Below are 11,590 nucleotides of genomic sequence, written 5' to 3' on the forward strand. Positions count from 1 at the left end.
GGTACCGCGCCTCCCGTCCGTCTGTCTGTCTGCCAGCGGTCCCGCCGTGGTGGGCTTCTGGTCGCAGGACTTGCCGCTCAGCTCCGCCGTCGACGGCATGTCGTGCGACCTGAATGGCCGCGGGCGGCACGTCGTGCGACCGGAGCGACCGGCACCGGGACCCAGGAGCACCGCGCTCGGCGGCTCCTGACCTCGACACCAGCGCGCCCACGGACGACGAAGGCCCCCGCACCGGATGGGTGCGGGGGCCTTCGTGGTGTCTGGTGCTACTTCGCGGTACCGCGACGCTGCCGGAGCTGCTGCAGCGCGTCCTCGAGGAGCTGCGCTGCCTCTTCCTCGGTGCGGCGCTCCTTCACGTACGCGAGGTGCGTCTTGTAGGGCTCGGTCTTCGCGACGACGGGAGGGTTCTCCTTGTCACGTCCGGCCGGGAGACCCGTGGAGGGCGAGTCGACCGTCTCCGGGATCTCGTCCTCCGGCAGGGTCGCCGAGAAGTACCGCACGACCTCGTTGCCGAGGGCATCCCAGTACGAGACCGCCACGCGCTCCGCCTGGACGCCGCGGTCCTGCTCCCCCATCGGGCCCGCGCCGACGCGCGACCCTCGGATTGCACTGCCTCCGGTTGCCATGGATCAGCTCCCCGCCGTGAACTTGTTGATGAGACCGAGCACGATGATGGACACGATCCAGACCAGACCGAGGATCACCGTGATGCGGTTGAGGTTGCGCTCGGCGACGCCGGACGCCCCGAGGTTGCTCGTCACGCCGCCGCCGAACATGTCGGAGAGACCGCCACCGCGGCCCTTGTGCAGGAGGATGAGGAGCGTGAGCAGGAGGCTCGTGATCGCGAGCAGGACCTGCAGCACGACGGAGAGTATCGCCACGACGTACCTTTCGTGTGAAGTCAGCCCTGCAAGTGTACCGGGCTGCGCGAGCAGCCAGGACACCGGGCAGGGCGTGGCTCAGGCCGGCCACGCGGACGTGACCGGCCTGAGCGAGGTGGATCAGAGTCCGACGTGCTGCCGGAAGCGCGCGATGGCCGCGAACTCCTGCACGTCGAGCGAGGCCCCACCGACGAGCGCGCCGTCGATGTCGGGCTCGCGGAGGAAGCCGGCGATGTTGCCCGACTTCACCGAACCGCCGTAGAGGACGCGGGTGCTCGCGGCGAGGTCGTCACTCCAGGCCTCGGCGATCCCGCGGCGCAGGGCGGCGCAGTCCTCCTGGGCCTGTTCCGGGGTGGCTGCCTGGCCGGAGCCGATCGCCCAGACCGGCTCGTACGCGACGACGATCTCGGACGGCTTCACGGCGTCGAGGACGACCTTCAGCTGCTCGACCGGCACGACACCGGCGCCGCGCTGCTCGCGCTCCTCGCCGGTCTCGCCGACGCAGACGACCGGCACCAGACCGTGCTTGACGGCGGCGGCGGTCTTCGCAGCAACGACCTCGTCGGTCTCCCCGTGCCTCGTGCGACGCTCGGAGTGCCCGACGATGACGTACTTCGCGTCGAGGGCCGCGAGGAACGCACCCGAGACGTCGCCGGTGTAGGCACCGGAGTCGTACTGCGAGAGGTCCTGCGCGCCGAACTCGATGGAGAGCTTGTCGGCCGAGATGAGCGTCTGCACGCTCCGCAGGTCCGTGAAGGGCGGGAACACCGCGACCTCGACGTCGTCGTGGTCGTGGCGCGCGTCCTTCAGCGTCCACGCGAGCTTCTGCACGGTGGCGATCGCCTGGAGGTGGTCCAGGTTCATCTTCCAGTTCCCGGCGATGAACGGCGTGCGGGTCATCGGGACCACCCCAGTGCTTCGAGACCGGGCAGCGACTTGCCCTCGAGGAACTCGAGGCTCGCGCCACCACCGGTCGAGATGTGCCCGAACTGGTCGTCCGAGAACCCGAGGGACCGGACGGCCGCAGCCGAGTCACCACCGCCGACGACGCCGAGGCCGTCGACCTCGGTCAGCGCCTGCGCGACGGTCTTCGTGCCGGCCGCGAACGCCGGGAACTCGAACACGCCCATCGGTCCGTTCCAGAACACGGTCTTCGATCCGGACACCGCCGATGCAAAGCGCTCAGCAGTCTCGGGGCCGATGTCGAGGCCGATGCCGTCGGCGCCGAACGACGAGGACTCGATCGCGTCGGCCGCGACGGTCTCGTGGTCGGCGTCGGCCGCGAAGCCGGAGGCCACCACCACGTCGGTCGGCAGGTCGATCGTCACGCCGAGCTCGTCCGCCTTCGACAGGTAGGCGCGGACGGTGTCGAGCTGGTCCTGCTCGAGGAGCGACTTCGCGACCCCGTGGCCCTGGGCCGCGAGGAACGTGAAGAGCATGCCGCCACCGATGCAGAGCGTGTCGACCTGCGGGAGCAGGTGCTCGATGACGCCGAGCTTGTCGCTGACCTTCGACCCGCCGAGCACGACCGTGTAGGGCCGCTGCGGGTCCTTCGTCAGCCGCTCGAGCACCGTCAGCTCGGACTCGATGAGCGAGCCGGCTGCGCTGGGGAGCGCCGCCGCGAGCTCGTAGACCGAGGCCTGCTTGCGGTGGACGACACCGAAGCCGTCGGACACGAACGCGTCGCCGAGTGCGGCGATCCGCTCGGCGAACGCCTGGCGCTCCGACGCGTCCTTCGAGGTCTCCTCCGGGTTGAAGCGGAGGTTCTCTAGCAGCAGGACGTCACCGTCCCCGAGGGCCTCGGCGGCCGCGGTCGCCTCGTCGCCGACGGTCTCGCCGACGAAGGTGACCTCCTTGCCCAGCAGCTCGGAGAGCCGCTGCGCCACGGGGGCCAGCGAGTACTCCTGCGCGGGCTTGCCGTCGGGTCGACCGAGGTGCGAGATCACGATGACCCGCGCCCCGGCGTTGACGAGCGTGTTGAGCGTGCCCAGCGACGCGCGCACGCGGCCGTCGTCGGTGATCGTGCCGTCCTTGAGCGGGACGTTCAGGTCACACCGGACGACGACGCGCTTGCCGGCGAGGTCGCCGAGGTCCTCGAGGGTGCGGAGGCTCATGCCGAGAGTCGCTCGCCCACGTACTCGGTCAGGTCGACGAGGCGGTTCGAGTAGCCCCACTCGTTGTCGTACCACGACGTGATCTTGACGAGCTTGCCGATGACCTTGGTCAGACCGGAGTCGTAGATCGACGAGTGCGGGTCCGTCGTGATGTCGGTCGACACCAGCGGGTCCTCGCTGTAGAGCAGGATGCCCTTGAGCGGGCCCTCAGCGGCCTCCTTGTAGGCGGCGTTGATCTCGTCGACGGTGACCTCGGACGACGTCTCGAGGGTGAGGTCGGTGATCGAACCGGTGGGCACCGGCACGCGGAGCGCGTAGCCGTCGAGCTTGCCGGCGAGCTCCGGCATGACCAGGCCGATGGCCTTGGCAGCACCGGTCGACGTCGGGACGATGTTCAGCGCAGCGGCACGGGCACGACGCGGGTCCTTGTGCGGGCCGTCCTGCAGGTTCTGGTCGGCGGTGTACGCGTGGACCGTCGTCATGAGACCGCGCTCGATGCCGAACTTGTCGTGGAAGACCTTGGCGAGCGGCGCGAGGCTGTTCGTGGTGCACGACGCGTTCGAGATGATGTTGTGGTTCTCGGGGTCGTACTGGTCCTCGTTCACACCGAGGACGATGGTGACGTCGTCGCCGGTCGCCGGGGCCGAGATGATGACCTTCTTGGCGCCCGCGTCGATGTGCTTCTGCGCGTCGGCGGCCTTGGTGAAGAAGCCCGTCGACTCGATGACGATGTCGACGCCCAGCTCGCCCCACGGGAGGTTGGCGGGGTCGCGCTCCGCGAGGACCTTGATCGGCTTGCCGTCGACGACGATGCTGTCACCGTCGAGCTCGACGGAGACGCCGAGACGGCCCGTGATGGAGTCGAACTTCAGCAGGTTCGCGAGGGCTGCGTTGTCGGTGAGGTCGTTCACCGCCACGATCTCGAGGTCGGAGCCCTTGGCGAGGGCGGCCCGGAAGAAGTTACGGCCGATGCGGCCGAAGCCGTTGATGCCGATCTTGACGGTCAATGGATCTCCTGGTGGGTGTGGAGCGCCCCCGGGGGGCGCTGCTTTTCGGAGTCGTGCGGCCCTGCGGGCCCACGTGTGGTGGACGATACGCCCCGTAACGTCGCCGTAACGACCCTAGCAGTCGGACACTGCGCGCCAGCGCCGGATGACGGTCCGTCCGGACGGTGGTCCGGGCGGCGGTCCGGGTGGCAGTGGGCCCGTGCACGAACGGACGGGAGGCGCGGTGCCAGCTGGCACCGCGCCTCCCGTTGCGTCGTGGGGAACGTCGGGGGCTAGGCCCCCTCGAGCTCCTCCGGCACGCTGGCCTCGGTCCCCGGGATGCCGAGGTCCGCCGCCTTCTTGTCGGCCATCGCGAGGAGGCGGCGGATGCGTCCGGCGATCGCGTCCTTCGTCATCGGCGGCTCGGCGTGCTGGCCGAGCTCGTCGAGCGACGCGTCGCGGTGCTCGAGCCGGAGCGAGCCGGCGTACTTGAGGTGGTCCGGGACCTCGTCGCCGAGGATCTCGAGCGCACGCTCGACGCGGGCGCACGCGGCGACGGCGGCCTGCGCCGAGCGGCGCAGGTTCGCGTCGTCGAAGTTGACCAGGCGGTTGGCGGTGGCGCGGACCTCGCGGCGCTGGCGCATCTCCTCCCACTCGGCGGTGGTGCGGGCAGCACCCATGACGGTGAGCATCTGCCCGATCGCCTCGCCGTCGCGGATGACGACGCGGTGGACGCCACGGACCTCGCGGCCCTTCGCGGCGATGCCGAGCCGCGACGCGGCGCCCACCAGGGCCATCGCGGCCTCGTTGCCCGGGCAGGTGACCTCGAGCGCGGCGGCGCGACCCGGGTCGGTCAGCGTGCCGGAGGCCAGGAAGGCACCGCGCCAGATGGCGGCGAGGTCCTCGCGGTTGCCGGTCGTCAGTCGGTTGGGCAGGCCGCGCACCGGGCGACGACGAGCGTCCATGAGCCCGGTCTGGCGGGCGAGGGTCTCCCCCGCCTCGAGCACGCGGACGAGGTAGCGGGTGCCGCGGCGGGAGGAGGCGGACGACCCCACCGACGCCTCGCTCCGCACGCCGTACAGCTCCGCCAGGTCCTTGCGCACGCGGTGGACGATGATCCGGGTGTCGAGCTCGACCTCGACCGCGATCCTGCCCGAGATGACGTGCAGGCCGCCCGCGAACCGCAGGATGGTCGCGAGTTCGGCGGCGCGGACCGTGTTGCGGTTCACGACGACCCTGGCCAGTTCGTCCTTGACCTCGGCAGTCAACGGCACAGCATCATTCCTAACGTTTTCTCTGGTGGGGTCCGCGGGTCCGGCGCACGCGGTGTGGAGCGGCCGGAGGAACGGTCACTCCCGGCCGAGATCTCGGTTCTTCACACGCACGGCGACGTCGGACATCCCGCGGAGGAGGTTCGCCAACTCGGCGACGACGGCGACCGAGCGGTGCTTGCCGCCGGTACAGCCGATGGCGATCGTAGCGTGTCTTTTGTTCTCGCGTTGGTATCCCGCCAGCACGGGCTCGAGCACGGCGGCGTACCGCTCGACGAACGAGCGGGCACCCGGCTGCGACAGGACGTACTCGGAGACGGGGGCGTCGAGGCCGGTGTGGGGGCGGAGTTCCGGCACCCAGTAGGGGTTCGGGATGAACCGCACGTCGGCCACCATGTCGGCGTCGGCGGGCAGCCCGTACTTGAACCCGAAGCTCATCAGCGTGACCTGCACCCCGACGAAGTGGTCGTCGGCGAACCGCTCCGTCACGGCGTTCGCGAGCTGGTGGATGTTGAGGTCCGACGTGTCGATGACCACGTCGGCCGCCTCACGGAGCGCGGACAGGCGCGACCGCTCGAGGCCGATGCCGTCGAGCAGCGTCCCGTCGCCCTGCAGCGGGTGCGGGCGCCGGACCTGTTCGAAGCGGCGCACGAGCACGGCGTCGGTCGCCTCGAGGAAGAGCACCCGGACCCGAGCGGAACTGCCCGCCCGGACCTGCTCGACGGCCTGCTCCGGGTCCGTGAAGAACCGGCCCCCGCGGACGTCGACGACGGTCGCGATCTTCGGGATCTTCTCACCGGCGCGGTCGGCGAGCTCCGTCAGCGGGCCGAGCATCTGCGTCGGGAGGTTGTCGACGACGTACCAGCCGAGGTCCTCGAGCGCCTTGCCGACGGTGGAGCGTCCGGCGCCGGACATGCCGGTGACGATGAGGATGTCGTGCTGCTGCGACGCGGACGTCTGGGCGGGTCGGTCGTCGCTCGTGTCGCTCATGTGTGGGAGGGCTCCGTCGTGGCGGCCCGGGCCACGGCCCGGGGAGGTCTCGGCTGCGGGTGCCGGCTGCTCGTCCAGGCTACCGTCCCCCGTCCGGGGCGGCGCGGGTCACCGGGGACGGGACGGTCCGTCGTCGGAGACGGCGGGGACGCGGACGGGTCCCGTCGGTGCCACCGGCCGGGAGGCACGGCTCGGCTCCGTCAGCTCGGTCACCCCGCGCGTGTCCGGGTCGACCGCCGTGGCCGGTCCCGGTGCGCTGGTCGCCGGCGCGCTCGGTGCACTCGCCAGGGCCGCGCCCGTCCGTGGCGCGTCCGTGCCGGGTGCATCCGAGTCGGGTGCGCTGGCCGCCGACGCATCGGCTTCCGGTGCGCTCCGGGGCGTCTGCGCGAGCTTCGTGACGACCGCCGCCGCCGTGGCCGGGCCGACGCCGTTCACCTCGGCGATCTGCTCCGCCGTCGCCTCACGCAGGCGCGCCACCGACCCGAAGTGCTTGAGGAGGGCGTTCACCCGCGTCGGGCCGAGCCCCGGGATCTCCGACAGCTGCGACCGGACATCGCGCTTCCGCCGGGTCCGCTGGTGCGTGATAGCGAAGCGGTGCGCCTCGTCACGGATCCGCTGGATCAGGAAGAGCGCCTCGGAGTTGCGCGGCATGATCACCGGGAAGTCGTCGTCGGGGAGCCAGAGCTCCTCGAGGCGCTTCGCGATGCCGACCAGGGCGATGTCGTGCACCCCGGCCTCGTCCATCGCCCGCTTCGCCGCCTGCACCTGCGGCTGCCCGCCGTCGACGATGAGCAGCTGCGGGCGGTACGCGAAGCGCTTCGTCGGCTTCGTGCCCTCGACGACCTCGTCGCTGGTGGCGTCCGGGACGTCAGGGACCGACGCGTCCTCGTCGAGGCGCGCCAGACGGCGGGACAGCACCTGGTACATGCTGTCGGTGTCGTCGGTCGTCTCGGCGATCGTGTACCGGCGGTACTGGTCCTTCCGCGGGAGCCCGTCCTCGAACACCACCATCGACGCGACGACGTTCGTGCCCTGCAGGTGCGAGATGTCGTAGCACTCCATGCGCAGGGGGGCCTCGGTCATGCCGAGGGCGTCCTGGATGTCCGCCAGGGCGGCCGACCGCGTCGTGTAGTCGGCACTGCGCTTCGTCTTGTAGAGCATGAGCGCCTGCGCGGCGTTCTGCGCAGCCGTCCGGGCCAGCCCCGCTCGGTCGCCGCGCTGCGCGGTGCTGAGCTTCGTGCCGCGCCCACCGCGCCGTTCGCCGAGCCACTGCTGCAGCGCCTCGGCGTCCTCGGGGAGCTCGGGGACGACGACCTCGCGCGGGACGTCGTCGCTCGTCGCGTACTGGCCCTGGACGATCTGCTCGACGAGGTCGCCGGTGCTGATGTCGAGCTCCTTGTCGACCACCCAGCCCCGGACACCGCGGATGCGGCCGCCGCGGACCGAGAACAGCTGCACGGCGGCCGCGAGCTCGTCCTCGGCGACGCCGAACAGGTCGAGGTCGACCGAGTCGCGGAGGAGGACGGCCGACTTCTCGAGCACCGCCTCGAGGGCACCGACCTGGTCGCGGTACTTCGCGGCCTGCTCGTAGTCCATCGCGTCGGCCGCCGCGGCCATGCGCTGTCGCAGGGTGGTGATCACCCGGCGGTCGTAGCTGCCCATGAAGCGGACGAACTCCTCGACGATCGCCCGGTGCTCCGCGATCGTGACCTTCTGCGAGCAGGGGCCACCGCACTTGCCGATCTGCCCGGGGAAGCACGGCTTGCCCGTCTGCATCGCCTTCTTGTACGACGAGTCCGAGCAGGTGCGGATCGGGAAGACCTTGATCATCAGGTCGATCGTGTCGTGCACCGCCCAGATCTTCGGGTAGGGCCCGAAGTACTTCGCGCCCTTGATCTTCCGGTTGCGCGTCACCATCACCCGCGGCGACTCCTCGCCCAGGGTGATGGCCATGTACGGGTACGACTTGTCGTCCCGGAACTTGACGTTGAAGGGCGGGTCGAACTCCTTGATCCAGGTGTACTCGAGCTGCAGGGCCTCGATCTCGGAGCCGACCGTGGTCCACTCGACGCTCCGAGCCGTGAGCACCATGCGCCGGGTGCGCTCGTGCAGGGTCGGCAGCGGGGCGAAGTAGTTGCTCAGCCGGGCACGCAGGTTCTTCGCCTTGCCGACGTAGAGCACCCGGCCGGCCTCGTCACGCCACCGGTAGACGCCTGGGTCGGTCGGGATCTCCCCCGCCTTCGGCCGCCAGGAGACGGTGTCCGCCACCTACCGAGCACCCGCCTTCTGCTTGCCCTGCTGCTTCGTGCCCTGCTGCTTCGTACCGTGCTGCGCGGTGCCCTGCTGCTTCTGGGTCGCCTGCCGTGCGCCGACGGCCTGCTCCTTGCCGACACGGGCGTCCTGCGCGTCGAAGATCTCGCGCAGGAAGACGCCGGTGTGGCTCTCGGGGACGTCAGCCACGTGCTCGGGGGTCCCGACGGCCAGGACCGTGCCGCCGCCGGCGCCGCCCTCGGGCCCCATGTCGACCAGCCAGTCCGCGGACTTGATCACGTCGAGGTTGTGCTCGATCGTGATGACGGTGTTGCCCTTGTCGACCAGGCTCTGCAGCACGAGCAGCAGCTTCCGGACGTCCTCGAAGTGCAGACCGGTCGTCGGCTCGTCGAGCACGTACACCGTCCGGCCGTTCGAGCGGCGCTGGAGCTCCGTCGCCAGCTTCACGCGCTGTGCCTCGCCGCCGGAGAGCGTCGTGGCGCTCTGCCCGAGGCGCACGTAGCCGAGGCCCACGTCGACGAGGGTCGCCATGTAGCGGTGGATCGCGGAGATCGGCTCGAAGAACTCGGCCGCCTCGCTGATCGGCATGTCGAGGACCTCGGAGATGTCCTTGCCCTTGTAGTGCACCTGCAGGGTCTCGCGGTTGTAGCGGGCACCGCCGCAGACCTCGCACGCGACGTACACGTCGGGCAGGAAGTTCATCTCGATCTTGATCGTGCCGTCGCCGGAGCAGTTCTCGCAGCGACCGCCCTTGACGTTGAAGCTGAACCGACCGGGCTGGTAGCCGCGGGCCTTCGCCTCGGGCGTCTCGGCGAACAGCTGCCGGATGCGGTCGAACACACCCGTGTAGGTCGCCGGGTTCGACCGCGGCGTACGGCCGATGGGCGCCTGGTCGACGTGCACGACCTTGTCGAGCTGGTCGAGGCCCTTGACGCGGGTGTGCTTGCCGGCGATGTGCCGTGCCCCGTTGAGCTGGTTCGCGAGCACCTTGTACAGGATGTCGTTCACCAGGGTCGACTTGCCGGAGCCGCTGACACCGGTGACCGCGGTGAAGACGCCGAGCGGGAAGTCGACGTCCACCTGCTTGAGGTTGTTCGCCCGCGCACCCTGGACGCTGATGACGCGCTTCGGGTTGACCTTCCGACGCTCCGCCGGCACCTCGATCGCACGCCGACCGGCGAGGTAGTCACCCGTCACCGACTCGCGGTTCTCGATGATGCCCTCGTACGAGCCGGAGTGCACGACCTTGCCGCCGTTCACGCCGGCGCCCGGTCCGATGTCGACGACCCAGTCGGCCGTGCGGATGGTGTCCTCGTCGTGCTCGACGACGATGAGCGTGTTGCCGAGGTCCTTCAGCTTGACGAGCGTGTCGATGAGTCGACGGTTGTCGCGCTGGTGCAGACCGATGCTCGGCTCGTCGAGAACGTAGAGCACGCCGGTCAGCCCCGAGCCGATCTGCGTCGCGAGCCGGATGCGCTGGGCCTCGCCGCCGGAGAGACCGCCGGCCCCGCGCGCGAGGGTGAGGTAGTTGAGGCCGACCTCGAGCAGGAACTCGAGGCGCGCCCGGATCTCACGGAGCACCGCGGCGGCGATGTGCGCCTCGCGCTCGGTGAGCGTGAGCTCCTCCATGAAGCCGTAGGCCTGGTCGAGCGACATGTCGGTCACGTCGGCGATGCTGCGGCCGTCGACCGTCACCGCGAGGACCTCGGGCTTGAGGCGCGTGCCGTCGCACACCGGGCAGGGCACCTCGCGCAGGTAGCCCTGGAAGCGCTGCCGCTGCGAGTCCGACTCGGCCTCGGCGAACTTGCGCTCGATGTAGGGCATGACGCCCTCGAAGCCGCTCGTGTACCGCATCTCGCGGCCGAAGCGGTTCTTCCACGACACCGAGACCTGGAAGTCCTTGCCGGTCAGGATCGCGGCCTGCACGGTGGGGTCGAGCTGGTTCCACGGGGTGTCGAGGCTGAAACCGAGGTCCTTGCCGAGTCCGGCGAGGAGCTTCTCGAAGTACGAGTACAGCCCGCTCGTGCCGGTCCAGGGCAGCAGCACGCCGTCACGCAGCGACGCCTCGGGGTCGCCGAGCACCAGGTCCGGGTCGACGGACATGCGCGTCCCGAGTCCCGAGCACTCGGGGCAGGCACCGAAGGGGGCGTTGAACGAGAACGTGCGGGGCTCGATCTCGGTCAGGGCGAGCGGGTGGTTGTTCGGGCAGGAGAGGTTCTCGGAGTAGGTCCGGACCGCACCGGGGCCCTCGTGGTCGACCAGGTCGATCGCCACGGTGCCGCCCGTGAGCCGCAGGGCGGTCTCGAGGGAGTCGGTGAGGCGGCCGAGGATGTCGTCGCTCGCGACGAGGCGGTCGACGATCACCGAGATGTCGTGCTTGACCTGCTTCTTCAGCTTGGGCGGGTCGCTCAGCTGGACCCGCTCACCGTCGACGATCGCGCGGGCGTAGCCGGAGGCGGCGAGCTCCTGGAAGAGGTCGACGAACTCGCCCTTCTTCTTCGAGATCACCGGCGCGAGCACCTGGAAGCGCGTGCCGTTCTCGAACTCCATGAGCTGGTCGGCGATCTGCTGCACGCTCTGCTTGCTGATGACCTCACCGCAGACGGGGCAGTGCGGGACACCGATGCGCGCCCAGAGCAGGCGCATGTAGTCGTAGACCTCGGTGATCGTGCCGACGGTCGAGCGCGGGTTGCGGTTCGTCGACTTCTGGTCGATCGAGACCGCCGGGGAGAGCCCTTCGATGAAGTCGACGTCGGGGCGGTCCACCTGGCCGAGGAACTGGCGCGCGTACGCCGAGAGCGACTCCACGTAGCGACGCTGGCCCTCGGCGAAGATCGTGTCGAAGGCGAGCGAGGACTTGCCCGACCCGGACAGCCCCGTGAAGACGACGAGCGAGTCGCGCGGGATCTCGAGGTCGACGTCGCGCAGGTTGTGGACGCGAGCCCCCCGGACGCTGAGCGTCGAGGTGCTGTGCGGCGCCGTTCCGCCGGGGATGTGGAGGTCTGCGGGCTCGCCGAAGGCGTTCCGGCCCGGGGTCGCGGTTCCGCGGTCAGAGGTGATGGTCATCGCAGACGATT

The 11,590-nt window shown here is 70.2% G+C and carries 9 protein-coding genes; all 9 read right to left on the reverse strand.

Going from position 1 to position 11,590, the window contains the following annotated elements:
• Positions 1-266: 266 nt before the first annotated feature.
• The 9 genes from LCG91_RS08405 to uvrA all read right to left on the reverse strand — a co-directional run bounded on the left by LCG91_RS08405 (position 267) and on the right by uvrA (position 11,579).
• The gene (locus LCG91_RS08405; RefSeq protein ID WP_058727798.1) at positions 267-626 is read right to left on the reverse strand and encodes an RNA polymerase-binding protein RbpA; all 360 of its coding nucleotides are present in this window, start codon (positions 624-626) and stop codon (positions 267-269) included.
• A gap of 3 nt (positions 627-629) precedes the next feature.
• Positions 630-881, reverse strand: coding sequence for a preprotein translocase subunit SecG (gene secG / locus LCG91_RS08410; RefSeq protein ID WP_058727797.1), 252 nt, complete (start codon positions 879-881; stop codon positions 630-632).
• Positions 882-1,001: 120 nt separating this feature from the next.
• Complete coding sequence (gene tpiA, locus LCG91_RS08415; RefSeq protein WP_224441109.1) at positions 1,002-1,781, reverse strand: triose-phosphate isomerase; 780 nt, start codon at positions 1,779-1,781, stop codon at positions 1,002-1,004.
• The gene (locus LCG91_RS08420) at positions 1,778-2,995 is read right to left on the reverse strand and encodes a phosphoglycerate kinase (protein ID WP_224441110.1); all 1,218 of its coding nucleotides are present in this window, start codon (positions 2,993-2,995) and stop codon (positions 1,778-1,780) included. Before LCG91_RS08420 ends, tpiA begins: the two co-directional genes overlap by 4 nt.
• Positions 2,992-4,002, reverse strand: coding sequence for a type I glyceraldehyde-3-phosphate dehydrogenase (gene gap / locus LCG91_RS08425; RefSeq protein ID WP_058749583.1), 1,011 nt, complete (start codon positions 4,000-4,002; stop codon positions 2,992-2,994). The genes LCG91_RS08420 and gap overlap by 4 nt, the downstream gene beginning before the upstream one ends.
• A 272-nt stretch (positions 4,003-4,274) precedes the next feature.
• Positions 4,275-5,255 (reverse strand): DNA-binding protein WhiA, encoded by a 981-nt coding sequence (whiA, locus tag LCG91_RS08430; protein ID WP_058727793.1) that lies wholly within the window; start codon positions 5,253-5,255, stop codon positions 4,275-4,277.
• A gap of 75 nt (positions 5,256-5,330) precedes the next feature.
• Positions 5,331-6,242, reverse strand: a complete 912-nt coding sequence (gene rapZ, locus LCG91_RS08435) for an RNase adapter RapZ (RefSeq protein ID WP_058727792.1) — start codon at positions 6,240-6,242, stop codon at positions 5,331-5,333.
• A gap of 108 nt (positions 6,243-6,350) precedes the next feature.
• On the reverse strand, positions 6,351-8,510 hold the full coding sequence (gene uvrC, locus LCG91_RS08440; protein ID WP_224441111.1) for an excinuclease ABC subunit UvrC: 2,160 nt from the start codon (positions 8,508-8,510) through the stop codon (positions 6,351-6,353).
• The gene (gene uvrA, locus LCG91_RS08445; protein WP_224441112.1) at positions 8,511-11,579 is read right to left on the reverse strand and encodes an excinuclease ABC subunit UvrA; all 3,069 of its coding nucleotides are present in this window, start codon (positions 11,577-11,579) and stop codon (positions 8,511-8,513) included. It lies immediately after the preceding gene.
• Positions 11,580-11,590: the final 11 nt, after the last annotated feature.

The organism is Curtobacterium sp. TXMA1 (assembly GCF_020162095.1).
GTDB lineage: Bacteria > Actinomycetota > Actinomycetes > Actinomycetales > Microbacteriaceae > Curtobacterium.